Source organism: Exiguobacterium sp. SL-9 (genome assembly GCF_004336985.1).
Taxonomy (GTDB): domain Bacteria; phylum Bacillota; class Bacilli; order Exiguobacteriales; family Exiguobacteriaceae; genus Exiguobacterium.
On record NZ_SJUO01000002.1, the window covers coordinates 486,551 to 512,091 of the forward strand.

At 52.8% G+C, this 25,541-nt stretch carries 27 protein-coding genes and 1 tRNA gene; 3 read left to right on the plus strand and 25 right to left on the minus strand.

Going from position 1 to position 25,541, the window contains the following annotated elements; genetic code table 11:
* Window positions 1–46: 46 nt before the first annotated feature.
* The 11 genes from EVJ34_RS06920 to EVJ34_RS06975 all read right to left on the minus strand — a co-directional run bounded on the left by EVJ34_RS06920 (window position 47) and on the right by EVJ34_RS06975 (window position 12,760).
* On the minus strand, window positions 47–1,387 hold the full coding sequence (locus tag EVJ34_RS06920) for a glycosyltransferase (protein WP_201739715.1): 1,341 nt from the start codon (window positions 1,385–1,387) through the stop codon (window positions 47–49).
* A complete protein-coding gene (locus tag EVJ34_RS06925) occupies window positions 1,384–2,592 on the minus strand; it encodes a glycosyltransferase family 4 protein (protein ID WP_236636673.1) in 1,209 nt (402 codons plus the stop codon). The genes EVJ34_RS06920 and EVJ34_RS06925 overlap by 4 nt, the downstream gene beginning before the upstream one ends.
* A gap of 21 nt (window positions 2,593–2,613) precedes the next feature.
* Window positions 2,614–3,495: a UTP--glucose-1-phosphate uridylyltransferase GalU gene (gene galU / locus EVJ34_RS06930; protein WP_131485062.1), complete on the minus strand. Its 882-nt coding sequence runs from the start codon at window positions 3,493–3,495 to the stop codon at window positions 2,614–2,616.
* A 731-nt stretch (window positions 3,496–4,226) separates the two neighbouring features.
* Window positions 4,227–5,519, minus strand: a complete 1,293-nt coding sequence (eno, locus tag EVJ34_RS06940; RefSeq protein ID WP_021065450.1) for a phosphopyruvate hydratase — start codon at window positions 5,517–5,519, stop codon at window positions 4,227–4,229.
* A gap of 38 nt (window positions 5,520–5,557) precedes the next feature.
* Window positions 5,558–7,096, minus strand: coding sequence for a 2,3-bisphosphoglycerate-independent phosphoglycerate mutase (gene gpmI, locus EVJ34_RS06945; protein ID WP_131485063.1), 1,539 nt, complete (start codon window positions 7,094–7,096; stop codon window positions 5,558–5,560).
* Window positions 7,097–7,849, minus strand: coding sequence for a triose-phosphate isomerase (tpiA, locus tag EVJ34_RS06950; protein ID WP_131485064.1), 753 nt, complete (start codon window positions 7,847–7,849; stop codon window positions 7,097–7,099).
* Window positions 7,850–7,867: 18 nt separating this feature from the next.
* Window positions 7,868–9,052 carry a phosphoglycerate kinase gene (locus tag EVJ34_RS06955; RefSeq protein ID WP_131437839.1) on the minus strand — a complete coding sequence of 395 codons (1,185 nt, stop codon included), beginning with the start codon at window positions 9,050–9,052 and terminating at the stop codon, window positions 7,868–7,870.
* A 98-nt stretch (window positions 9,053–9,150) separates the two neighbouring features.
* On the minus strand, window positions 9,151–10,158 hold the full coding sequence (gap, locus tag EVJ34_RS06960) for a type I glyceraldehyde-3-phosphate dehydrogenase (RefSeq protein WP_021065446.1): 1,008 nt from the start codon (window positions 10,156–10,158) through the stop codon (window positions 9,151–9,153).
* A 59-nt stretch (window positions 10,159–10,217) separates the two neighbouring features.
* Window positions 10,218–11,243, minus strand: coding sequence for a sugar-binding transcriptional regulator (locus EVJ34_RS06965; RefSeq protein ID WP_201739717.1), 1,026 nt, complete (start codon window positions 11,241–11,243; stop codon window positions 10,218–10,220).
* 112 nt (window positions 11,244–11,355) lie between these two features.
* A complete protein-coding gene (locus EVJ34_RS06970; protein ID WP_021065444.1) occupies window positions 11,356–11,613 on the minus strand; it encodes a glutaredoxin family protein in 258 nt (85 codons plus the stop codon).
* A 1-nt stretch (window position 11,614) separates the two neighbouring features.
* On the minus strand, window positions 11,615–12,760 hold the full coding sequence (locus tag EVJ34_RS06975) for an RNA polymerase factor sigma-54 (protein ID WP_131485065.1): 1,146 nt from the start codon (window positions 12,758–12,760) through the stop codon (window positions 11,615–11,617).
* Between the two features lie 123 nt (window positions 12,761–12,883).
* On the opposite strand from EVJ34_RS06975, the gene EVJ34_RS06980 reads away from it, so the two are divergent.
* Window positions 12,884–12,956 (plus strand) — tRNA-Arg (locus tag EVJ34_RS06980).
* A 151-nt stretch (window positions 12,957–13,107) separates the two neighbouring features.
* Entirely contained in the window at window positions 13,108–13,683 is a 576-nt protein-coding gene (gene clpP / locus EVJ34_RS06985) for an ATP-dependent Clp endopeptidase proteolytic subunit ClpP (RefSeq protein WP_131437833.1), read from the plus strand.
* A gap of 60 nt (window positions 13,684–13,743) precedes the next feature.
* Here the strand turns inward: clpP and EVJ34_RS06990 are convergent, their stop codons facing one another.
* The 13 genes from EVJ34_RS06990 to hprK form a co-directional block, all read right to left on the minus strand.
* On the minus strand, window positions 13,744–14,439 hold the full coding sequence (locus EVJ34_RS06990; protein ID WP_131485066.1) for a MerR family transcriptional regulator: 696 nt from the start codon (window positions 14,437–14,439) through the stop codon (window positions 13,744–13,746).
* A gap of 57 nt (window positions 14,440–14,496) precedes the next feature.
* Complete coding sequence (locus EVJ34_RS06995; protein WP_131485302.1) at window positions 14,497–14,937, minus strand: hypothetical protein; 441 nt, start codon at window positions 14,935–14,937, stop codon at window positions 14,497–14,499.
* Between the two features lie 64 nt (window positions 14,938–15,001).
* Window positions 15,002–15,517 carry a DUF2179 domain-containing protein gene (locus tag EVJ34_RS07000; protein ID WP_131438059.1) on the minus strand — a complete coding sequence of 172 codons (516 nt, stop codon included), beginning with the start codon at window positions 15,515–15,517 and terminating at the stop codon, window positions 15,002–15,004.
* Between the two features lie 95 nt (window positions 15,518–15,612).
* Window positions 15,613–15,849, minus strand: coding sequence for a hypothetical protein (locus EVJ34_RS07005; protein ID WP_021065439.1), 237 nt, complete (start codon window positions 15,847–15,849; stop codon window positions 15,613–15,615).
* An 86-nt stretch (window positions 15,850–15,935) separates the two neighbouring features.
* Window positions 15,936–16,889: a DNA-binding protein WhiA gene (gene whiA, locus EVJ34_RS07010; protein WP_131438057.1), complete on the minus strand. Its 954-nt coding sequence runs from the start codon at window positions 16,887–16,889 to the stop codon at window positions 15,936–15,938.
* Between the two features lie 31 nt (window positions 16,890–16,920).
* Window positions 16,921–17,916, minus strand: a complete 996-nt coding sequence (locus tag EVJ34_RS07015; protein WP_131485067.1) for a gluconeogenesis factor YvcK family protein — start codon at window positions 17,914–17,916, stop codon at window positions 16,921–16,923.
* A 1-nt stretch (window position 17,917) separates the two neighbouring features.
* Window positions 17,918–18,790, minus strand: a complete 873-nt coding sequence (gene rapZ / locus EVJ34_RS07020; protein ID WP_029595053.1) for an RNase adapter RapZ — start codon at window positions 18,788–18,790, stop codon at window positions 17,918–17,920.
* 125 nt (window positions 18,791–18,915) lie between these two features.
* Window positions 18,916–19,869, minus strand: a complete 954-nt coding sequence (gene trxB / locus EVJ34_RS07025; protein ID WP_131485068.1) for a thioredoxin-disulfide reductase — start codon at window positions 19,867–19,869, stop codon at window positions 18,916–18,918.
* 68 nt (window positions 19,870–19,937) lie between these two features.
* Window positions 19,938–21,410, minus strand: a complete 1,473-nt coding sequence (locus tag EVJ34_RS07030) for a tetratricopeptide repeat protein (RefSeq protein WP_236636661.1) — start codon at window positions 21,408–21,410, stop codon at window positions 19,938–19,940.
* A gap of 295 nt (window positions 21,411–21,705) precedes the next feature.
* On the minus strand, window positions 21,706–22,188 hold the full coding sequence (locus tag EVJ34_RS07035; protein ID WP_131485069.1) for an acyltransferase: 483 nt from the start codon (window positions 22,186–22,188) through the stop codon (window positions 21,706–21,708).
* Window positions 22,181–22,831 (minus strand): pyrophosphatase PpaX, encoded by a 651-nt coding sequence (gene ppaX / locus EVJ34_RS07040; RefSeq protein ID WP_131438049.1) that lies wholly within the window; start codon window positions 22,829–22,831, stop codon window positions 22,181–22,183. Before ppaX ends, EVJ34_RS07035 begins: the two co-directional genes overlap by 8 nt.
* Entirely contained in the window at window positions 22,831–23,649 is an 819-nt protein-coding gene (gene lgt / locus EVJ34_RS07045) for a prolipoprotein diacylglyceryl transferase (RefSeq protein ID WP_131485070.1), read from the minus strand. Before lgt ends, ppaX begins: the two co-directional genes overlap by 1 nt.
* Window positions 23,649–24,587: an HPr(Ser) kinase/phosphatase gene (gene hprK, locus EVJ34_RS07050; protein ID WP_131485071.1), complete on the minus strand. Its 939-nt coding sequence runs from the start codon at window positions 24,585–24,587 to the stop codon at window positions 23,649–23,651. Before hprK ends, lgt begins: the two co-directional genes overlap by 1 nt.
* 153 nt (window positions 24,588–24,740) lie before the next feature.
* On the opposite strand from hprK, the gene EVJ34_RS07055 reads away from it, so the two are divergent.
* Window positions 24,741–25,097, plus strand: coding sequence for a hypothetical protein (locus EVJ34_RS07055; protein WP_131485072.1), 357 nt, complete (start codon window positions 24,741–24,743; stop codon window positions 25,095–25,097).
* Between the two features lie 49 nt (window positions 25,098–25,146).
* Here the strand turns inward: EVJ34_RS07055 and EVJ34_RS07060 are convergent, their stop codons facing one another.
* A complete protein-coding gene (locus EVJ34_RS07060; protein WP_131485073.1) occupies window positions 25,147–25,506 on the minus strand; it encodes a hypothetical protein in 360 nt (119 codons plus the stop codon).
* Window positions 25,507–25,541 lie beyond the last annotated feature (35 nt).

A 25,541-nucleotide genomic window follows, 5' to 3' on the forward strand; every position in this document is an offset into this window, starting at 1 on the left:
CCCCTTCCATATAAAAAAGACCGCGGCCAAAGCCGCAGTCTAAGTCTTACTGTTGAACTGGCTTTGGCGCACCGTCTTTCATAATCGGCAACTTGCGGTCCACGACGTTCGTGTAGACGTTCAAGAGTGCCTCTTTTTCCAAATCCCAGTTATATTGCTCACGCGCTGTCTTCGTGTTCTCTTTGACACGGGCGTAGAGTGCTTGATCGTCGAGCAGGCGGTTGACGCCCTCGGCGATCGATTGTGGGTCGTGCGAGTCGACGACGACACCGACATCGTTGCCGGCGACGACACGTTCAATTTCCGGGAAGTCACATGAGACGACCGGTACTTCGGCCATCAAATATTCGAACAGCTTGTTCGATGACGCCGAATAGTGGTTGAAGCAGACGTTGTTCAACACTTGGAAACCGAGATACGCGTTCATCGTATAGTACGGTAACGCCTCGACCGGTACTTTGTCAATCATCTTGACGCGGTCGCTGACGCCTTCGTCCTCAATCATCTGTTTGATGACCGGCTTCAGTTTCCCGTCCCCGATCATGACGAGCGTGCCTTCGTTGAAGTCCTTGACGGCGAGGATGAGCTGCTCGAGTCCGCGGCCGGCTTGAATGCCGCCTTGGTACAGGAGGATCTTCTCATCTTTCGGCAAGTCGAGGAGCGCATGCAAGTCTTTGCGGAGCGTGAAGTCGAGCGGACGGTAGAACGGATAGTTGTGGAGCACGTACGGATAGAAGCCGTAAAGCTCTTCGTTGTGTGCCGCGCGCGTATGGTTCTCGACCATCATCGAATCGACGTACGGCAAGAGCCAACCCTCGAGGTTACTTTGGATATAGCCGTAACCGGTCCGGTCCGTCTGGACTTCATGCGAATCGTAGACGATCTTGCCTTTGTTGACGAGTTTTCCGGCGATCAACGCCTGCGGGAGCGTGTTCAAGTCGTTGGCGTGATAGAAGTCATACGACTTCTTTGTCGAAGTGAACACCATCTCGAGCATCGCGCTCGCGTTGACAATCTGTTTCCGTACCGGCGGGAGGAGGATTGCGCCTGCTGCCGCACCGAGTCCGATCATCGTGAGCGGTGCAAGGATGACAAGTCCCGCGCCGACGAGTCCGGCACCGATCTTGCGTGTTTTTTTCGCGAAAATCCACTTTTTCACTTGGCTAGCCATTTTCATGCCGTTCACCAAGATCGGCGGTTGACGTTTGACCCGGATGACGCGGAATCCTTCCGGACGCATCTCTTCTTTCGGGAGCGAAGGATTTTTCGGGTCTTGAAGCGCAATCAAATCGACTTCATAGCCCGCCTCGGCGAGCGCCGAGCATTCGCGCAAGACGCGCGCGTCATTCGTAAAGTGGTTCCATACAAACATACAAACTGATTTCATCGTGTTTCCTCCATTGTTACTTTTTCGATCACGTCTTCGAGGACGTGTATATTGTTTTCCCAGCACAGATTGTCTTTCACATAACGGATCCCGTTCACGCCGTACTTGTCACGCAAATCGGGACGTTCGAGCAGCTTCCGGAGCATGAGCTCGATCTCGTTAATATCACGCTTCCGTGATACGTAACCGACCTCGGCCGCTTCGATGACATTCGCCGCATGGCCTGACACCGCCGCGACAATCGGTTTGCCGACCGCCATATAGTCGATCAATTTGCCCGGGATGACCGTATCGAACACTTCTTGCTCGATCAAGCTGACGAACGCGACGTCCGCGTTTTTGATGGCTTGGAACGCCTCCGTCCGTGGCATCGCTTCGAGGAAGAGGAAGTTCTTAAACCCACGGGCTTTGATCGTTTCTTTCAACTCGTTCTTCCGATACCCGTAGCCGATCAATTTGAAATGGATGCGGGGCTCGTCACGGAACCGCTCCGCAAGCTCGAGTAAAAGCGACACATCTTGGGCGAGGCCCATGTTTCCTGCGTACAAAATCTCCATCCGGTCGTCCTCAGGGACGGTCCGTTCGAGGTTGCGCTCACTCTCGCGAATCGAGTTCGGCATATAGTGAATCATGTCGTTCTCGACGCCGCGTTGGCGCAGATAACTGCGGAACCCTTCCGAGTTGATGATGATTTCATCGGCCGCCTTATACAGCCGCTTCTCAAACCAAAACGCCGGTGCGAGCATCCAATCGTGTTTGAACACGCCGACGCCTTTCACCGACTCCGGCCAAAGGTCACGCACGTCCAGGATGAACGGGACACCGTACTTCCGTTTCGCATACACGCCGACGAACGCCATAAAAAAAGACGGGGTCGTCGCAAAGACGACATCCGGTTTCGAGTCGAGCTTTTGGACGGCGGCGACGCCTTTGATCATCTGTTCCAAAAACAAGGCGAGCCGGCTCACCATGTTCGATGTATGCTTGCGCTTCTTCGTGATGAGACGCTTGATGAACGGTTGGTTGTTGAGCGCCTCATCATTCCAGAAGCGGTCGTCTTTATACAAGTTGAAATTCGGATACGACGGGGCGGCCGTGATGACCTCGACGTCATATCCGCGTTCTTTCATGAGATGCGTAATATTTTGCATCCGGTTACCGGCACTGCCGATCTCCGGATAATAGTTTTGACATACCATTAACATTGTTTTCAAAAATAACACACCTTACTGTTGTTCGAGTTCGTCCACGAAGCGCTTCAAAAGCGTGTGAACGTTGGCTTTTAAATCTGGGTCACTGAGCGCATAGGCGATGGTCGTCTCCACAAAACCAATTGGTTCACCTACGTCGTAGCGACGCCCGTCAAATTCATAGGCGTAGACGGTCTCCACCTCATTCAAGCGGGCGATGGCGTCCGTCAGTTGAATCTCGCCCCCCGTTCCGATTTCTTGCGCTGATAACGCCTCGAAGACGTCCGGCGTCAAAATGTAACGACCGAGGATGGCGAGGTTCGACGGGGCGTTCCCGATGGGCGGTTTTTCAACGAACGTCCGCACCGGAATGAGCTTCCCTTCGACGGCAAGCGGGTCAATTATACCATATCGATTCGTCATTTCATACGGGACGCGCTGGACGCCGATGATTGAACGCCCAACTTGCTCGTACTGGTCGATCAATTGCTTCGTCGCTGGTTCGTCCGCCTCAATGATATCGTCTCCGAGCAGAACAGCAAACGGTTCGTCACCGATGAACTTCCGAGCACACCAGATCGCGTGTCCAAGCCCTTTCGGCTCTTGTTGCCGTATGTAGTGGATGTTGGCGAGGTTCGACGAGTGGCGGACCGACTCAAGGAGCTCCGTCTTACCTTTAGACTCGAGGTTCTGTTCAAGCTCGATGGCCCGGTCAAAATGGTCCTCGATGGCGCGCTTGTTTTTCCCGGTCACGATGATGATGTCCTCGATGCCGGAAGCGACGGCCTCTTCCACGATGAATTGGATCGTCGGTTTGTTGACGATTGGGAGCATCTCTTTTGGCATCGCCTTCGTCGCTGGCAAGAAGCGCGTTCCGAGCCCAGCGGCCGGGATGATGGCTTTCCGTACACGTTTCATGGACATCTCTCCTTTTTATGTGTTGTATCTGATTATACCCAATTTTTCCCGATTCACCCATATAAAAAACGGCCGTGACATACGTCACGACCATTTCCGGTCCTCCATAACCTTGTATAGGAACCAACCACCGATACCGATTGCGATGAGAAGAAGGAGAAAACCGCTGATCATCATGACGAACGCCTCCTTATACCTACACTAGTCTATTCCCGGAATGACTGGTCGACAAGCACCCCTCTGACATTCTATTTCAGAACCACTTCCGTCCATGCCCCTCGATGAACCGGTACTCTTCTTGATAGTGGTCATAGTGCCCTTCATCGATCATGTGTTGGAATGCTGCATCGCCTTCCGTTGCCTTTCGTTTTTATAGACAATCGACACGTTCCCGCCACTCAACTTTTTTTCTTGTTCATTCGATTGGTCCATACGACTCCCCTCCACTTCATCTATATCATGTTCAGTATACAGCAGCACGGGGTGTCGATGACGAGGAGGCTCGACACAGAGCGTCCGCCCCGTCGAAGCGGCACCGTGACTCTTGCAGGAAAGCAATCGCGCGGAGACCCCGCAAGCACGAAGTGCGAGGAGGCTCCGTGGGATTGCCTGCAGAAAGCATCGGTGCCGCCAGGACGGGTTGACGACCAATCAGTCGGCCACCGTCTGATGAACGTCTTATCCAGCCACAAAAAAACAGGCCCACACAAGGCGGACCTGAAAAACATCAATTATTTTTTGAGGTTGTAGAACGACTTGATGCCGTCGTATTTCGCTACATCGCCGAGCATGTCTTCGATGCGGAGAAGTTGGTTGTACTTCGCGATACGGTCTGTACGCGAGAGCGAACCAGTTTTGATTTGACCAGCGTTTGTCGCAACAGCGATGTCCGCGATAGTCGCATCTTCTGTTTCACCAGAACGGTGTGAGATAACAGCTGTGTAACCAGCTTTTTTAGCCATTTCGATCGCGTCGAATGTTTCTGTGAGCGTACCGATTTGGTTAACTTTGATGAGAATCGAGTTCGAAATTCCTTTTTCGATACCTTCAGCCAATTTCTCAGTGTTCGTTACGAAGAGGTCATCCCCAACGAGCTGAACTTTGTCACCGATTTTGTCAGTGAGCAATTTGAAGCCGTCCCAGTCGTTTTCGTCGCAACCGTCTTCGATTGAGATGATTGGGTATTTGCTTACGAGCTCAGCGTAGAAGTCTACGAGCTCAGCAGTTGTCATTGACTTGCCTTCGCCAGCGAGTTCGTACTTGCCAGTCGACTTGTCGTAGAACTCAGAAGACGCAACGTCCATTGCGAGGTAGATGTCTTCGCCAGCTTTGTAACCAGCTTTTTCGATCGCTTCAAGGATAACTGTGATCGCTTCTTCGTTAGACTTAAGGTTTGGTGCGAAACCACCTTCGTCACCGACAGCTGTGTTAAGACCCATACCAGAAAGAACTGATTTGAGGGCGTGGAATACTTCTGCACCCATGCGGAGCGCTTCACGGAACGTTGGCGCGCCAACAGGCATGATCATGAACTCTTGGAAGTCAACGTTGTTGTCAGCGTGTGAACCACCGTTGATGATGTTCATCATTGGAGTTGGAAGCGTCTTCGCGTTGAATCCACCGAGGTACGTGTAAAGTGGAAGGCCGAGCTCGTCTGCTGCTGCGTGTGCTGCTGCCATAGAGACACCAAGGATCGCGTTTGCGCCGAGTTTACCTTTGTTTTTCGTACCGTCGAGCTCGATCATTTTCTTGTCGAGTGCGTTTTGGTCGAATACATCGTAACCGATGAGTTCTGGTGCGATTGTGTCGTTTACGTTAGCAACGGCTTTGAGTACGCCTTTACCAAGGTAACGTGACTTGTCGCCATCACGGAGTTCAACTGCTTCGTGCTCACCAGTTGATGCGCCTGATGGGACGAGGGCACGGCCGAAACCGCCGTCTTCTGTGAAGACTTCTACTTCGATTGTTGGGTTACCGCGTGAATCCAAAATTTCGCGTGCGTAAATTTCTGTAATCATTGACATGAAAATTCGCTCCTTTTTGTTTGGAAAGTTTTTTTGGGTTACTTCGTGACGATTGATGTGCCGGTCATTTCGGCCGGTTGCTCTCCACCGAGAAGGTGAAGGAGCGTCGGGGCGAGGTCGCACAAGGCGCCTTGGAGAACTGGTTTCAGTTCCACCCCTTCTTTCGTGACGATACATGGTACAGGTTCCGTCGTGTGGGCCGTCATCGGTGAGCCGTCCGGGTTCGTGACGAGGTCAGCGTTCCCGTGGTCCGCCGTGATGATCGCCGCGCCGCCTTTGGCAATGAGTGCGTCCACTACTTTACCGAGGCATTCGTCGACGACTTCGACAGCTTTCTTCGTCGGTTCGAGCATACCGGAATGGCCAACCATGTCCGGGTTCGCGTAGTTGATGATATACGCGTCATATTCGTCAGATTCGATGCGCTCCAAAAGTCCTTCTGTGAGCTCATATGCGCTCATTTCAGGCTGCAAGTCGTACGTCGCCACTTTCGGTGACGGCACGAGGAAACGATCTTCCCCTTCGAACGGTGTTTCTTGTTGTCCGTTCAAGAAGAACGTGACGTGTGGGTATTTCTCAGTTTCCGCGGCGCGGAGCTGTTTGTACCCTTGCGCGGCGAGTGTCTCACCGAGCGTGTTTTTCAAATCTTCCGGTGGGAAGACGATGTCCGTGTCGATTTCATCTGAGAACTTCGTCATCGAGACGAGCAAGATGTTCTCTGGATGTGCGTTCGAAAGTTCGAAGCCTTTGAAGCCGGTCTTCTCTTTGAACACTTTCGCGAGCTCGATCGCCCGGTCCGGACGGAAGTTGAAGAACATGATCGCGTCGTTGTCTTTGATCGTCGCGACCGGTTGTCCGTCTTTCTCGATGACCGTCGGTAAGACGAATTCATCCGTCAAGCCGTCTGCGTACGACTGTTTAAGCACGTCGACCGCATTCGTACCAACTTCGCCTTTCGCGTTGACGAGCACGTCGTATACTTTCTCGACGCGTTCCCAACGGTTGTCGCGGTCCATGGCATAGTAGCGTCCAGACACGCTAGCGACTTGACCGAGTCCGAGTTCAGCAAGCTTCGCTTCCGTCTGTTCGAGGAAGCCAGCGCCTGATTTCGGATCACAGTCACGGCCGTCCGTGAAAGCGTGAATGTATACTTTTTCGATGCCATGAAGTTTTGCGAACTCGACGATGGCGTACATGTGGTTGATGTGAGAGTGAATCCCACCATCTGAGACGAGACCCATGATGTGGAGGCTCGAATCATACTTTTTCACATGTCCGGCCAAGTGATTCATCGCTTGGCGGTCAAAGAGTGAACGGTCTTTGATGGCGTTGTTGACGCGTGAAAGTGACTGATAGACGACTCGACCGGCACCGATGTTCAAGTGACCGACTTCCGAGTTCCCCATCTGACCTTCCGGAAGGCCGACGTACTCGCCTTTCGCGTTCAAGAGCGTATGTGGATACTGCTCCCAGTAACGGTCGAAGTTCGGTTTGTTCGCCGCAGCGACCGCATTACCGAACGTCTCGTTCCGCATTCCAAAACCATCCAAGATGATGAGGGCGACTGGTCTTGCCATTTAAATCGCCTCCAACAATTTGAGGAACGAAGCAGCTTCAAGTGAAGCACCGCCGACGAGTGCGCCGTCGATGTCTTCTTGCGCCATATACTCCTTGATGTTCTCAGGTTTTACAGAACCGCCGTATTGGATGCGAACCGCAGCCGCCACGTCTTCACCGTAAAGACCTTTTACCACGTCACGAACATATTTGCATGAGCTTTGCGCATCTGCTTCGTCCGCTGATTTACCAGTGCCGATCGCCCAAACTGGCTCGTACGCGATGACGAGTTGTTTGACTTGGTCAGCTGAGAGGTCCGCGAGACCACCTTCGACTTGCGTCTTGATGACTGCTTCGAACTTGTCGCCTTCGCGCTCTTCTAATGTTTCACCGACACAAACGATTGGCGTAAGACCGTGTTCGAACGCTTTTTTCGTTTTGCTGTTGATGAACGCATCAGATTCGCCGAAGTATTCGCGACGCTCTGAGTGTCCAAGGATGACGTATGTCACGCCGAGGTCAGCGACCATGGCCGGGCTGATTTCGCCTGTGTATGCCCCGCTGTCTTTGTCGTACATGTTTTGTGCACTGAGCTTCAAGTTCGATCCTTTAGCCGCTTCTACCATTGGGGCCAAGAATACTGCTGGTGCACCAATCGCCGCGTCAACTTTGTCCGTTGACGGGATATTGTTTTTAACTTCCTCTACGAAAGCGACGGCTTCCGAGAGTGTTTTGTTCATTTTCCAGTTACCTGCAATAATCGGTTTACGCATCGATAACCCTCCTCTATTTTACTTGTCGTTCAACGCTTCGACGCCTGGAAGTTTCTTGCCTTCCATGAATTCGAGTGAAGCGCCGCCACCAGTCGAGATGTGGCTCATTTGGTCAGCAAGGCCGAACTTGGCTGCTGCCGCGGCTGAGTCACCACCACCGATGATTGAGTATGCGTCGCTGTCTGCGAGTGCTTGAGCGACACCTTTCGTTCCGTTAGCGTACTTATCGAGTTCGAATACGCCCATCGGTCCGTTCCAAACGACAAGTTTCGATTCGCGAATCGCTTCCGCGTAAATTTCGACTGTCTTCGGTCCGATATCAAGACCCATGTGATCCGCAGGGATCGAGTCGATATCGACTGGTCCGACGTATGTCTCTTCGCCGAATTCTTTCGCAATGACACAGTCGACCGGCATCAAGAACTTCACGCCTTTGTCTTCTGCTTTTTTCATGAACTGACGAGCGAGGTCGAGCTTGTCTTCTTCAAGGAGTGACGTTCCGACTTCGTGCCCGAGTGCTTTCGAGAACGTGTACGAGAGACCGCCACCGATGATGAGTGTGTCAACGATGTCAAGAAGGTGGTCGATGACCCCAATCTTGTCAGCAACTTTCGATCCGCCGATAATCGCCGTGAACGGACGGTCTGGATTCGAGAGTGCCTTCCCGAGGACTTCAAGTTCTTTCTCCATCAAGAGACCAGCCACCGCGTGGTCCACGTTTTGCGCGATACCTTCTGTTGAAGCATGGGCACGGTGAGCCGCACCGAACGCGTCGTTGACGAAGATATCAGCGAGTGCTGCGAAACCTTTCGCGAGTTCTGGATCGTTTTTCGTTTCACCAGGGTAGAAACGGACGTTCTCGAGAACGACGACGTCACCTTCACCAAGTTTTGAAACGGCTTCTTCTGCGACTGGACCGTACGCCTCTTCAACGAGGGGTACATCTTTGCCGAGAAGTTCAGCGAGACGTTTAGCGACCGGTGCGAGTGAGTACTCGAGGTTCTTCTCGCCTTTTGGACGGCCGAGGTGGCTCGCCAAAATGACTTTCGCGCCGCCGTCGATCAAGTGCTTGATCGTTGGAAGAGCCGCTTGGATCCGCGTTTCATCTTGAATGACGCGATCTTTGAGTGGAACGTTGAAGTCAACGCGGCAAAAAACGCGTTTCCCTTTTACATCGATGTCACGAATAGACTGTTTGTTCATAACCTTCGCCTCCATATGTCGTGCGTGTCAATTTCATAAATAGAGCGGAGAACAATCTCTTGTTTCCGCTCCTATTTGATTCTATTTAGTTCACGAACTTACTTCGCGATTTCAGCGAAGTGCTTGAGTGTGCGAACCAATTGTGCAGTGTAAGACATTTCGTTGTCGTACCAAGAAACTGTCTTAACGAGTTGCTTGTCGCCAACTGTCATTACTTTAGTTTGCGTAGCATCGAAGAGTGAACCGTAAGTGATTCCGACGATGTCAGAAGATACGATTTCGTCTTCAGTGTAACCGTAAGACTCGTTCGCTGCTGCTTTCATTGCTGCGTTGATTTCGTCAACAGATACAGTTTTCTCAAGAACTGTTACGAGTTCTGTGAGTGAACCTGTAGCAACTGGTACACGTTGTGCCGCACCGTCAAGTTTACCTTGAAGTTCTGGGATAACGAGGCCGATCGCTTTAGCCGCACCAGTTGTGTTCGGTACGATGTTCGCTGCTGCCGCACGTGCACGACGGAAGTCGCCTTTCGGGTGTGGAGCGTCAAGCGTGTTTTGGTCGCCTGTGTAAGCGTGGATCGTTGTCATGAGACCTTCGATGATTCCGAACTGGTCTTGGAGAACTTTCGCCATTGGCGCCAAGCAGTTTGTCGTACATGAAGCACCAGAGATAACTGTCTCTGTACCATCGAGGATGTCGTGGTTTGTGTTGTAAACGACAGTCTTCATGTCACCTGTAGCTGGAGCCGAGATGACAACTTTTTTCGCGCCAGCTTTCAAGTGAAGCTCCGCTTTTTCTTTGTCTGTGAAGAATCCAGTACATTCGAGTACGATGTCAACACCGAGCTCGCCCCATGGAAGTTCTTCTGGGTTGCGGTTAGCAAGTGTGATGACTTTCTCGCCGTTTACGAGGAAGTGATCGTCGTGTACTTCAACGTCTCCGTCGAAACGACCTTGAGTCGTGTCGTACTTGAGAAGGTGAGCAAGCATCTTCGTGTCAGTCAAGTCGTTGATTGCAACAACTTCGATTCCTTCGTTTTTGATGATCTCGCGGAATGCCAAACGACCAATACGTCCAAATCCGTTAATACCAACTTTTACTGCCATAGTTAATTTCCTCCTTAGGGTAGAAGCTATTTATTGAAGAGCCAACGGGGGTCAACTCTTTAATAACGAGTTAATAATTCTGTCGCCGCACCTTCGTCTGTGACGAGGATGATGTTCGGCGTGTGTTTCGCATATGCGGCAATCGCTTGTGCCTTCGATTTCCCTCCGGCGACCGCGATGACGGTGTCCATGTCGTCGAGCTCCTCTAATTGGATCCCGACCGTCTTGACCCGATGAACGATTTCACCTTCGGCGTTGAAATAATATCCGAACGCTTCGGCGACGGCATCATGCCGTTCGATCATCCGCAAATGCTCCGGCGTGGCGTGACGACGTTTCGCCATCGTTTCCGCCTCACCAATTCCATGTACCACTATTCGCGCCGCTCTAATCATTTCCAGAACATTTTTGATGCTAGGTTCTTCCACCATCCGCTCGAACGTCTCTTGCGAAACCTCGTCTGGAATGTGGAGTAAATGATAGTCGGCATGGGCCCGGTCGGCCATTCGAGAACAGACGGTGTTCGCCTGTAACTCAAGCGTCTCTCCGAGTCCGCCGCGTGCCGGCACGAAATGCATCGGCCGTTCTTTTTTATCGGGCGACATCATGGCCGCAACCGATGCCATCGTCGTCCCGCCTGTGACCGCGATGATATTGTCGTCAGGTGCCAGTCTCGCTTTCAGTTGCGTGACGGCGGCCCGACCGATATCTCGCTGGACCCAGAACGTCTCGTCGGAATCACCCGGTACGATGACGACTTGGCGAACGCCTAGTTTTTGCTCGAGAACTCGTGCGACTTCCGAAATCCCTAGGATCTCTCCCATGACCTCGTGCAAGTCTCTGAGAACGTTTCGGCCCGATTCCGTAAGGGAAATACCTTGAGTAGCGACCATCAATAGACCTTGGTCTTTTAAAAAGTCGACTTCTCGTCTTAGAATTCGTTCCGTCAGCCCGAGGCTTGTGGCGAGTGTCCGGCGACCAATTGGCTGCATCAACCGGACGTAATGTAAAATGTCATAACGATGTCGGAGCGTATCGAGCATGTCGGGAACGATTTGCTTCTGAACTTGAATCAGCTGCTGGATCATACTCATTCCCCCTCGACTTAAAGTATGGACATTTTTTGTCCCACTTTTATATTTACGTCCCACCGCTACGACTTCATCTTATCAATCACCTTTCCGTCTTGCAACCCCTTCAAACGTTTTTTTTCGATGTAAGCGTATACTTAACAAAATCTTCAACTTTACTGTCATCGTATCGCCCTTGACTAATGACACGTCCCTCGTGTAAGACGACGGGGATCTCAAACAAGTACTTCGCCTCGAGTTCCTCGTTGCCCGTAATGTCGATCTGTTCGAGTTCGAACGGATAGTCTTCCATGAGCCATTCGAGCATGACGAGCGCCTCCTCGCAAAGTGAACAGTTGGCACGCCGATATAACGTCAGGACCATGTCAGTCCCCTCCTTTCCAGTACTGTCGTTCCCGCTCCCGCGAGTTTCCAAAACCGAGCGCCTCCCGATAGTTCGCCACCGTCCGTCGTGTCACTGTATAGCCAATACGGGCCAGTTCCCGCGTGAGCGCGGCATCGCTCAATGGCGATGTCTCTTGTTGAATCAGTTCGGCGAGCGCCTTCTTCACCATGAATGGCGATTGCCCGTGCTCCGTGGATCGGACGAAAAAGTGACGCCACGCCATGACCCCGCCCTCGGTCGTCACATACTTCCCTTGAATCGCTCGTCCGACGGTCGACTCATGCTTGCCGATCTGTTCGGCGACTTCTTTCCGCGTCAACGGATGCAAGACAAGCTTGCCGTCGAGCCAGTCCGCCTGGCGTTCCGCGATGACGGCCCATACCGAACGAAGCGTCGCGTTCCGCATCTCGAGCGTCTCATGCCACCACTTCGCCTCGCGGTCGTCCTTGATGCGTACCACATCGAGCGTCGGGCTGAACCATGTCGTCACGAGCTCACCGTCACGCCGGACGACTTCGAGTTCCGGCACGACATGCTCGGTTCCTTCATATAATATTGGTGTTTTTGGTAATGTCGCCACGATACGCGTCACCCGCTCGAACTCGGCAGCCGAGATGTCGAGTCGTCTCGGGATGTCATCCACGTGCGCGTCGATTGCCTCGAACACGTCTAAGACGAGCGGATCATCATGTTCGATGGCGTGCCGATATTGGCAGTCACGCTCGTTTTTTGCCCCGATCCCCGTCGGTTCTAAAAATAAGAGCGCCTGCCGTGCCACCTCAATGTCCGCCACGTCGGCCCCGAACCGATGAGCGAGCACGAAGTCGCTCTCCGGTAATAGGCCACGATGGTCGAGCGCCATGACGAGTTGCTTTTGCAGCTGTTGTTGAATCTCATTCCCGCTTCCTTCCTCGATTTGTTCGAACAATCGCGCCTCGAATCCGCTCGCCGTGTCGGCCACCCATTCGACCGTACCGCTTCCCGTGGCGATGCTCGGGTTCCGTTTGGACAACCGCCCGAGCTGAAATGCGATTGCGGTCCGGTCCGCCTCGAGAATCGGCAGACGCCGCACCATATCCTGGGTCAGCTGTTGTGTTTGAAGCTGTTGTTGTTCTTGCCGTTGCATCGGTCACACCCCTCTCGCTTCTTATTGTAACGAAAGGCGGGAAAACGCGCTCAAAAAAAAGTGAGACGAACAGGATTGCTTTTTTAAAAAAACAAATGTATAATAAATCGTGTCAGAGAACATGCACCCGTAGCTCAGGGGATAGAGCACTGGTTTCCGGTGCCAGGTGTCGGGAGTTCGAATCTCTCCGGGTGTATCAAAGAAAGAGGTCAGGCAAATGCCTGGCCTCTTTTGTCGTTTTAGAATCCTCAAACCGTGGAATAGGTCAAAAACGATGACTATCGTTTGACCAACATTGACTATAGCGGTATGATATGTTTACAACCTACATAAAGGAGGCAGATTCAATGTTAATTCCAACAGTTATCGAACAAACAGGTCGCGGGGAACGCGCGTACGATATTTACTCACGCTTGCTCAAAGACCGCATCATCTTGCTCGGAAGTGCGATTGACGACAACGTCGCCAACTCGATCGTCGCGCAACTCCTCTTCCTTGCAGCCGAGGACCCAGATAAGGACATCTCGCTTTACATCAACAGCCCGGGTGGTTCGATCACTTCCGGAATGGCGATTTATGACACGATGAACTTCATCAAGCCGAACGTGTCGACGATTTGTATCGGAATGGCCGCATCGATGGGTGCCTTCTTGCTCCAAGCCGGTGAAAAAGGCAAACGCTTCGCACTTCCGAACGCGGAGATCATGATTCACCAACCGCTCGGCGGTACGCAAGGCCAAGCATCGGACATCAAAATCCATGCCGAGCGCATCATCAAAATGCGTGAGAAATTGAACCAAATCATGGCTGATAACACAGGCCAGCCACTTGAAGTCATCGAGCGCGATACAGAGCGCGACTACTTCATGGCAGCCGACCAAGCGAAAGACTACGGTCTCATCGATAAGGTTATGACACGCTAATCCAAAAGCGCCTTTCCCAACTACAAGCGCCTTTCCCAATTACGGGAAAGGCGCTTCTTTTTATTGGACAGGTAACCAAATCTCAATCAAGTCGTCGGCTCCGTCTTGTCCATGAATGTAGCGCTCAAAATCGAGTGCATCCCGCAACGTCACATCCGGCAACGCTAAAAGTTGATTATATGTCGTAGGGATGGCTGGAATTCCCCCTTCGACCGTGGCGACGAGATACCGTCCTGCCGACAGTTCAACCTGTCTTCCCTCTTCACCTGTAACAGGATCAGTCATTCCTGCCAAATAAGCTTCTTCTTTCGCCAAACAGACGCCATATGATTCATCTGTCGTCAGTTCTGGTTGAAGTTTCTCCCAAGCGAATGGGATTGTGGTGAGTTCGGATACATAACCGTTTACGATTTTCGGTCGGTTCCATATCTCATAACGTACTTTCATTGAATCTCCCCCTGTTTGCATCCATTTGATTTGTTGCTCGACTTGTCGCAACGCCTCGATTTCGCGTTGGACTTCATCAAGCCTGCTGTCGAGTAACTTGCTCACACTTGCTGTCGTCTGAATTTGTTCAAGCGAGATACCCATTTGCCGTAGTAATTTGATTTCGTTCAGGCGTCTTATGTCTTCCATCCCGTATAACCGATACTGATTGTCTAATCGAGACGGCTGGACGAGTCCTTTCGCTTCGTACCATTTGATTGCTTTCATGGACAACCCCGTCAGATGGACCACTTTTCCGATTTGAATCATTGGTTTCCCCCCTTCTCCTATATCGTAAAGCCGTCCGTAGCGGGCAGGTCAACTCTTTTATTCCTCGACCTCGACCCCGAACACATAGCGGCTATCCCCTTGCGGCCAATCTCCGCCCGTCTCGAACAAGTAGATTCCTGGTGCGTCGGGGACGATGGGTTCAGACCGAACGAGCTCCCCGTCGACGATTTGATGGAACGAGGCGTTCGACGGTTCGGCATGGAAGTCGATCTCAATCTTTGCGCCCGGCTCGACCGGTATGAGCTGCAAGTCATCCGCTTCTGGCAAACCGTGGTCCTCGCATACGGCCTCATTCCCATTGGACCAGCAGAATGTCGACTGCTTCACTTCTGCCGTCACCGACCCGACCCGTACCGTTGGGAGTGGTGGTTTGATGGAAGACTCCGACTTCCAAAACGAGGTGGCCAGCAGCGCGCCACCGACGAGAATCAATCCGACCACGACAAGCCATAATCCTTTTCGTCTCAACTCGCTCATCTCCTTTGTATCTTGTATTCCCCGTTCCACGAAAAAAACGACCCACTGCTGTGAGTCGTCCCGTTCATTTCGGGCGTCGGAGCCCTTTCATCATATAGCCGCCTTTAAAGTCGATCGGGTCGAATGCGACGAGGAACGCCTTCGGTTCATACTCCTCGACCATTTGTCGCAAATCTTTCATCCGTGTCCGCGCCGCCAAGACATCGAGGCGATACCGGACACCATCACGACCTTGCCCTTGATAGTGCGTCACACCATAGCCGCTGTCGCGCATCTTTTGGATGAGCTCGGCCGGAAACTCTTGCGTGTGCACTTGAATCATATTGTACCCGATGGCAAGTTTTCGTTCGACATAGCCCCCGAGCAGAATCCCCAGTCCAAACCCGACCGCATAGACGATCATCCCGAGCGTCGTCAAATCTTGGAATACGATACCGAGCGCAAAGATGTAGATGAGTGTCTCAAGCGTTCCAAACAGCCCCGCAATCATCGTTTTCCCTTTGACGAGCATAATCGTCCGAAGCGTCAGCACCGGTACGTAGAGTAGTTGTAACAATAGGATGAGCAAGATTTGCCCCATAGGATCGACCTCCATTCGAATTCAATATAACCACTATTCCAAATTTTAAGGCCTGATGCAACCAAAAAAGGCTGACCGGAGTCAGCCTTTCGCAATTATTTGTCTAAGTTATCAACGCTCGTAAGCAGTTCATAATCTTTACGGATGACCTGATAGATGGCGTTCGTGTCGCCTGACAATACTTCTTCCGCGCGCAATTGGTTGAGGAAGAGGCTTGTTGCGAACGTGACGAGGGCACTTTTCGGGATCCCGATTTGTTTCGCTCGCTCCGTGATGACCTGGTCTAAATCAGCGTCGATCGTGAGCGAAATTCTTTTCTTTGCATTCGACATAATCATGAAGCTCCTTTAAATTACATTTCTAAGTCCTATACACAATTGCTAATTATATAGGAAGAATGGTTTTGGCGCAACCGGCGTCATGACGAGCTGATTTCTTCACCGTTGCGCACCTTCTCCGCGATCTGGTCGATCTTGCGGAGCCGATGGTTGATCCCCGACTTCGAAATCGGTCCCGTTTCGAGCATCTCGCCGAGTTCTTGGAGCGAGACGTCTTGATGGGTGACCCGAAGTTCGGCGATTTCCCGGAGTTTGACCGGTAAAATCTCAAGTCCGACCGTGCGCTCGAGGAACTTGATGTTCTCGACTTGGCGGAGCGCCGCACCGACCGTTTTGTTCAAGTTCGCCGTCTCACAGTTGACGAGCCGATTGACCGAGTTGCGCATATCTTTGATGATGCGCGCGTCTTCGAAGTCGAGCATGCCTCGCGTCGCCCCAATGAGCTTCAAGAAGTCCGAGATTTTCTCGCTTTCTTTAATGTAGAGGATATGCCCTTTCTTCCGCTCGAGCGTCTTCGCGTTCAAGCCGAAGCGGTTGGCAAGGTCACGCAGCGCCTGGTTATGGTTCTCGTATAGGCTATACACCTCGAGATGGTACGACGACGTCTTCGGATGGTTGATTGACCCGCCGGCGAGGAACGACCCGCGTAAATAGGCACGGGCGAGATTCTCATCACGTGTCATATCCGAGTTGAGCGTGCGGATCATCTCGTAGTTCTCCCCGAGGATCTCGAGGTCGCGAAGCATCGTCTCGGCACGCTGGGCGACGCGGACGATGTAGACGTTATTCTTCTTCAATCGCATTTTCTTCCGTACGAACAAATCGAGATGATGGTCGTACAGCCGTTTCATGAGGGAATAGATGCGGCGTGCGATGGCGGCGTTCTCGGTCGAGACGTCGAGCGTCATCCCTCGTCCTAAGGCGAGCGAGATGACCCCGTTCATCCGGACGAGCGCGGATAGTTCCGCTTTCGCCTCGGCATCGGTCACGACGAGTTGCGTCAATTCTTTTTTGACGTCAGAGGCAAAGCTCATGCCAGTCCCCTCCTTTCTGTTCAAACGTAACTTATTTCAGCTCAAGCTCTTGGAATGAGCGTGGTTTCTTGATGCGCAGGACGCGCTGCATGACGAGTCCGGCGATCGCATCCGAGTCGTGGCGGATATAGTCACGGTTATAGTCGACGATGTCACCCGCGAGCACGTTCGTGCCGTAATTTCGTAGCTTTTTCCGGTCGAAGCGGACCTCTTCCGAGCCGTCTTCGAGATAACGCTCTAAATAGATGTCCTCGATCGGTTCGTTGTTGACGACGATCGTGTCGACCGTCGACTTGCCAAGGTACGCCTCGATCGATTTCAAATGTCTCATCGCGTCGTACCCTTTCGTCTCACCCGGCTGCGTCATGACGTTGCAGATATAGACGACCGGTTTTTTAGAGCGGACGATGGCGTCACGCACTTCCGGAATCAACAAGTTCGGGATGATGCTCGTATACAGACTACCTGGCCCGAGCACGATCAAATCCGCGTCTGCGATCGCCTCAACGACACCGGCCGCCGGCTTAATGCCTTCTTCGAGTAAGAACAGGCGCTTGATCGGTTTCTCGACGAGCGGGATTTTCGATTCGCCTTTGACGATCGTCCCATCCTCAAATTCGGCCGCGAGCGTCATGAGCGTCTCCGTCACTGGGAGCACCTTGCCTTGCGCGTTCAGCAGTTGCGACAAGACGTCGACCGCCTTGACGAACGACCCCTCACAAATATGCGTCGCCGCCGTCAACATGAGGTTGCCGAGCGAGTGGCCCTCGAGGCCATAGCCGCTGTCGAACCGATATTGCAGAATCTTGTCCATGAGCGGCTCGACCTCGGACAAGGCGAGGATGACGTTTCGGATGTCACCCGGCGGCAACATATGGAACTCGTCCCGGAGGCGCCCCGAGCTGCCCCCATCGTCCCCGACCGTGACGATGGCCGTGATATCGAGCGGATAGTGCTTCAAGCCCCGGACGAGCGTCGAGAGGCCCGTACCGCCACCGATCGCCACTACTTTTCTATCGCGTCTCATCTTATTTCTCCTTCGTCGCATGCGCGAGGTCGCGATGGACGGTCTTGACGTTATAGCGCTCAGCGAAATGCGCCGACACTTTTTCGGCGAACGTGATCGAGCGGTGCTTGCCGCCCGTACAGCCGAAGGCGACGACGACTTGCGTCTTCCCTTCCCGTTTGTACTGCGGTAACAGGAACTCGAGCATGTCGATCAGCTTCTTATAAAACGCTCGCGCCTCGGGATGCGACATGACGTAGTTCTGGACTTCTTCCGTCTGCCCGGTAAGCGGACGGAGCTCCGGGATATAGAACGGATTCGTGATGAAGCGAACGTCGAACAACAGGTCAATGTCGAGCGGGACGCCGTGCTTGAACCCGAACGACATGAAGTTGACCGTGAACGGGATTCGTTCCTCATTGAACTGGAGCAAGATGCGGTCTTTGAGCATCTGTGGCTTCAAATCGCTCGTATCGTAGAGTGTATGGGCCCGATCCCGGAACCCTTCGAGCAACGAACGCTCCATGCCGATACCGACGAGCGGTGCGTCTTCCGGGGCGAGCGGATGCGACCGGCGCGTCTCTTTGTAGCGTCGCACGAGCACTTCGTCCCGTGTATCGAGATAGAGCAAGTGCGGGTGCACGTTCTTCTGTTCCAAGTCATCGATGACGATGAACAGGCTGTCGATGAAGTCACGCGTCCGTGTGTCGATCGCAACGGCGATCTTCGGCCGGACCGAGCTGATGACATCGATCAATTGCGGCAACAGCACCGGCGGTAAGTTATCGACGCAAAAATAGCCGAGATCCTCAAAGCTATTCATCGCGACCGATTTCCCGGCCCCGCTCATCCCGCTGATGATGATCAATTCTTCTAATCCTTTAAAGTCTTCCATGTCACTGACGCCCCCTTAAAATTGACAACCGAGCCGTGTGTGCAGCTCTCTTCTGTCTTTAGTATAACGAACGTCCGAAAAAAAGAGAAGGGATTGCGGTCGCCCGCAATCCCTTCTCCCTCATGTCACGCCTGTTGTTCGTGCAACGCCTCGAGGAGTCCCTCGATATAGTGTTGCGCGTTTTGAGCGGCAATCGATCCGTCGTTCGTCGCGGTGACGACTTGACGGAGCGTCTTGTCGCGAACGTCTCCGGCTGCGAAAATCCCTGGGATTGTCGTCTCCATCGCTTCGTTCGTGACGATATAGCCTTGCTCGTTCGTGATGCCGAGGTCTTTGACGAAACCAGTGATCGGGTTCATGCCGATATAGATGAACACACCGTCGATCTCATAGTCCGACTCGGTCCCGTCGACCGTGCTGACGAGACGTGCGCCACCGACTTTACCGTCTGCTTCCACAATCTCTTTGAGCGTATGGTTCCAGATGAAGTCGATTTTCGGGTTGTCGAACGCCCGTTTTTGAAGAATCTTCTGCGCGCGAAGCTCGTCGCGACGGTGAACGATTGTCACCTTGTCGGCAAAACGTGTCAAGAACACGCCTTCCTCGACAGCTGAGTCGCCGCCGCCGATGACGAACAAGTTCTTCCCTTTGAAGAACGCCCCGTCACAGACCGCACAGTACGATACACCGCGGCCGCCGAGCTCTTCTTCGCCCGGGACACCGATTTTCTTGTACTGCGCGCCAGAAGCGAGGATGATCGCCCGTGCTTTATAGTCACGGTTGTGTGCGTGGACGACTTTGTATTCCGTCTCGTCCGAGATGCTTTGGACGTCGCCATAAGCGTATTCCGCCCCGAATGCTTTCGAGTGGTCGAACATTTTTTGAGACAAGTCTGGGCCAAGGATGCTGTCGTATCCTGGATAGTTTTCGATATCTTCCGTGTTCGCCATCTGACCACCTGGGATACCGCGTTCGATCATAAGTGTCGATAAGTTGGCGCGCGACGCATAAAGTGCCGCTGTCATTCCGGCTGGGCCGGCCCCGATGATAATGACGTCATAGATTTTTTCTTCTGTCATAATGATTCCACCTCTGCATGAAATTGATTGACTTCAGTATAAGAAACCTAGGGAGGTATCGTCTATCTTTATGCTTGTTCGAGTGTCTGTTTGAACGAACGGATCGTATCCGTGAGCGTCAAGACATCGATTCCGAACGTGGTCGCGCAGTCGTCGAGGACGAGGGCATCCCGCTTCGCATAGAACATCCATACGAGGGCCGCGGCCGATGCCGTGACATCCTCAAACGATGCATCGGCGAGCAGCAGACGGGAAAATCGTTCATAGAAATCGCCTTCGAGGCTCATCTGTTCCGCTTCCGTCACTTCCGTCTCGGCGAGCACGAGAGCATCATACGCTCGAGTGATTCGAGCGTCACCCATGAACGGGGCCCCGCAAATCTCGGCGCGGCATTTCTCGGCGAAGGCGATCACCATCTCGTTGTCGGTGATCCCGTTCGTCAACGCAAGGGCTTCAAACGCCTCGTCGTCGGCAAGTTTTGAGATGATTCGGATGATTTCGATTCGAGCCGCGTCTTCTTCTTGGCGCAACCCTTGGACGAGTGCCGAACGAAACTCGAGGTTGTCGCGAATGTCATACGGGCTCGCTTCTTCAAATTGTTTCAACTCGTCACTGTTCAAATAGGTGGCCGCTTCTTCAAGACGCCCGGTCTTGTAGGCGGACACGCTGAGCCAATGCCCGAACAGTGAATCCCCACGGAATCCGCGATCTTTCAAAAGGCGAAGTTCTTCGTACGCGCGGTCGTATTGACCGACGAGCGCGAGTGTCGTGGCGAGTTTGTAGCGTAAGTCGAACTGGAGTGGACGGACACGTGTCAGCGGGACCGACAGTTGGAGCGCCGCTTCCGATTGTCCAGCTTCATGCAACAACAGAATCGTGTTTAAGAGCGCATGCAAGTTGCCTGGGTTTTCGTCGAGCACATACTCGAGCGTCTCGAATGCCGCTTCATCGTTGCCAAGATAGAAATTGACGATGGCCAAGTTGTTGAACGCCGGCCAAAAGCGCGGGTAGCGGTCAATCAATCGTTCGAGCGTCGACTTGGCAGCGAACAGTCGCCCTTTGTCGATATGTTGCTGGGCTTCGGTATGCCACGTGATCAACTCGTCTTCATCTTCATCCTCGAGTTCTTGCTCGAGTTCGATCAGTTCTAATAGCGATTGGACAGAGTCCGCATAGCGTCCGTGTGCCTCGACGTCGAGGTAACGTTTCGCATACATCGCCGCTTCTTCATATAAAGAGATATAAGCACAATTGCTCGCAAGGTGATACAAGGCCTCGGTTGACGTCTCATCGAGTTCTAGCACCCGTTTCCACACATCATTGGCGTGATAGATCTCCCCTACTTCAAATAACAGTTCAGCGTACTGTTTGTGATAGTCGACGCGGTGGGCTGCGGCGGCAGTGGCTTCAGCCATGAAAAAAGTCGCTTCATCTAGGCGACCTTCACGTAACGCACGACGACCTCTATAGTAGTGGAGCTCCGCGGCGAGCGGAGATTCTGGTTCGGGCAGCGTCATTAATGCTTCATAGTTCGCTTCCATATTCTAAATCCTCCACATCATCTCTAAATCTTTTTTTAGTTGCAGGGTTAAGAATACCTCACTCAAACAACGAGGGCAACTGAAAAACTTAAAAAAAATCGGGACTATATTCCTTCTATAATGAATATATTTTGCTAGGTCGATTAAATACTTTCTGACAAAAATATGGTGGTTTCAGGTCAGCGCCCACAGACACAAAAAAGCGGCATCCCCTTTAAAAAAAGTGATACCGCCCTAGTAATTATATGTGGTCATACGTGTCTCGACCTCAAAATGATTTCGTGCTAAATTGTGTCTATTTCGTGTCGACGGTATGGAGCTTTGCCCCAACGACGCGCTCTCCAGGTAGAACGTCGCGATGGACGACAGCACCAGCACCGATCACGGCGCGGTCGCCAATCGTGACACCCGGAAGAATGGTCACGTTCGCCCCGATCAACACTTCATCCCCGATATGGACATCACCGATTCGATACTCGTCGACGAGGTACTCGTGACAGAGAATCGTCGAGTTGAAGCCGATGACCGTGTTGCGGCCGATCGAGATGCGCTCCGGGAACATGACGTCCGGCGTCACCATGAGAGCGAGCGCGCTATACTCGCCGATCTCCATGCCGAGAAACGTCTGGTATAACCAGCGCTTCGCTTTGACGGACGGGAAGTACCGGCCGATGAGGACGACGGTCGTGTTCTTGAAGACGCGCAGGAAACGGATCGTCCGATACATCTGCCAAAGCGGGTTCGGTCCGTCGAGACGAAACCGTTCCGTCTTACGCATGAATCGTGACCTCATCGAGCCACGCCTCGAAATGTTCCATCGAGTCGATGATGACGTCCGGTTCGAGTGCTTCTAGGAACGCACGACCTTTGAGGGCCCAACCGACAGCGACCGTCTTCGTACCGGCGTTTTTCCCGCTGAAGATGTCCGTGTCGTTGTCTCCGACCATGACGGCACGGTCCGCCGTCGACCCGAGCGCACGGAGCGCACGTTCGACCGGTTCAGCGTGTGGTTTCTCATGCACGACATCGTCGGCCGTGACGACGACGTCGAACAAGTGGTCGATGTTGAACAGACGCAAACCATGCTCGACGACGGGACGGCCTTTCGACGTGACGACCCCCATCTTGTAGCCTTTGGCATGGAGGCGGTATAGCCCCTCGATCACACCGGGGTACTCGGCGACGAGCTGGTCGTGCATGGCGATATTGAAGCTGCGATAGAACGCCTGCATCTCTTTCCATTCCGGCTCATTGAGCGCTTTGAACGACTTCTCGAGCGTCGGTCCGATAAATGGGAAGATGTCCTCATCGCGATACGTCTCGTCCGGGAAGTAGTACCCGAGCGTGTGACGGAAACTCGCGATGATGAGCGGGTTCGTATCGAGCAACGTACCATCTAAGTCAAATAGAAGTGTATCCATCAATCAAACAGTCCTTTCTCTGAAGGGTCGTCGTATCGTTTCGCTTTGCGGCGGACGATCATCATGACGACACCGAACACGATCATCGCAATCGAGACAAGCTGTGCCGTCCGGAGGTCACCGGCCATCAAGCTATCGGTCCGGAGTCTTTCGATATAGAAGCGGCCGATAGAATACCAGACGAGGTAAGACAAGAAGATATAGCCGCGCGGCGGGTTACCGACCATACGCCAGACGACGAGCAAGATGACGCCGATGATGTTCCAGACGCTCTCGAACAAGAATGTCGGCAAGTAGTAAGCCCCGTCGATATACATCTGATTGACGATCCAGTCCGGGAGGAAGAGTGTCTCTTTCAAGAAACGGCTCGTCGTCTCGGCACCGTGCGCCTCTTGGTTCATGAAATTCCCCCAACGTCCGACCGCTTGTCCGAGCAGGAGCGACGGAGCGAGAATATCCGTGATTTTCCAGAAGGACATCGACTTGCGCATGCAATAGATGACGACGACGAGGAGCGCTCCGAAGATGGCGCCATGAATCGCAATCCCACCTTGGCGGATATCGATGATTTGTCCGAGGTTCTCGCTATAGTAATCCCATTGGAAGATGACGTAGTAAATCCGGGCAAAGACGATACTGATTGGAATCGACCAGATGATGACGTCGACGACCCGTTCTGAATCATAATTGAGTCGTTTCGCCTCGAACAAGGCGAGTATGAGACCGAGCATCGCACCGAAGGCGATGATCATGCCGTACCAATAGATCGGGAGCGATCCGATTTCAAACGCGACGCGGTCAAATGTCGGCTCTACCATTATTCCATCTCCCCTTCGTTATCATGGATGGCGTTCGCGAGCCGTTCGGCAAACTCTTCGGCCGTGTTGATGCCCATGTTCTGCAGGCGATAGTTCATCGCCGCAACTTCGACGATAACTGCCAAGTTTCGTCCCGGACGGACCGGGATTGTGAGTAACGGCACTTCGCTGTCGATGATTTTCATCGTGTTATGATCGAGCCCGACGCGGTCATATACTTTGCCCGCATCCCAGTTCTCGAGGTTGATGATCAAGCTGATTTTCTTGTGCGAGCGTACGGCGCCAGCACCGAACAACGTCATCACGTCGATGATGCCAATCCCACGAATCTCGAGCAAGTGACGAATCAGCTTCGGTGCCGAACCGACGAGCAGTTGGTCCCCGGTCTGACGAATCTCGACCGAATCATCGGCGACGAGACGGTGGCCCCGTTTGACGAGTTCGAGTGCGGTCTCGGATTTCCCGACACCGCTCTGTCCTTTGATGAGCACCCCGACGCCATAGATGTCGACGAGTACGCCGTGCATCGCCGTCATCGGCGCGAGTTCCATCTCGAGGAAGTTCGTGATTTGTGACTCGATCGACGTCGTCACCGCGTTCGTGCGCATGAGCGGGACGTTCGCCGCATCGGCCTCTTCTTCAATCTCTTTCGGGATATCGAAGCCGCGCGTGATGAGGATGCCCGGTGTCGATTCCGTGCATAAAATCTTCGCCCGCTCGCGGCGGCTCTCTTCCGACAAGCTCGCATAGAATGTGAGCTCCGTCTTCCCGAGCACTTGAAGCCGATTTTTCGCATAGTGGGTATAGTAGCCGGCGAGGACGAGTCCCGGCCGACTGAGGTCCGGTGTGGCGACAGGACGGTGTAGTCCCTCTTCCCCGGCGATGACTTGAAGTTTGAAGCGCTCAACGAGTTGAGCCGTGCGTACGATATTTTGCATGAGTAATCTGCCCCTTTCACGCTCATTATTGTATCATAGCTATACTTGAGAAGCGTCAACGAAAGTGAGCCGAAACGCGCCGAAAAAAACAATTGAAACTAAATTGTGGCAATTCCGTAGAACGGGTATAGACGAATAGGGAGGTGAAATTACATGAATGCACTATTTTGGATTGCCATTGTCTTTATTTTTATCGTCGGAATCGCAGCGCTCGTCTACTTGGTCAAATCACTATTTGACATGTGGCGTGAATACGCCGCGACGAAAAACGAGACGGTACTATTGTTGTTCATCTTGAACATCGTCGGTTTGTTCTTGTCCGGGTCACTCTTATCGATGATCGTCGCCATCATCTTCTATTGGAAACGGTCGAAGACGATGCGGAACCTCGGGATTTTCTTACTCATCGCCGGACCGGTCCTATTCATCCTGTTCATCATCGGATCGTTCACCATCTATGACGGTCAAATGATGGATTGGGAACAAATGGAGTATCAAATGAATCTGTAAGCATGACAAAACCCGAAGGCGATTGCCTTCGGGTTTTGTCATGGATGTCTCATTCACCCAGCAAATAACCGACCACGGTATTCGACTCCGGTGCGACCAAAATCGTCGGGACGCCGACGACACTGTTCGGATCGGATTCAAACGAGACGGCGAGCGCCTCAGTCCCCGCATACGTATTGTCCAACAGTTCATAGCTGTCATCGACCACGACACGCTGCACCTCGGCACTCCCTCCCGCATCGATTGCGGGTTCCTGCCAATTGTGCGCGGTCACATACGCCCAGGCGATGGCGATCGCTTCATCACCAGCCGGCTCATTTTCGTTGACGATACGTTGGTCCTCGTCACATCCACCAAGTAACAGCGCCGAAATCATTAGCCATCCGTACGCTGACACGAATCGCCTCATCTCGTACCTCCTCACCTAAAAAGCCTAAAGAAACC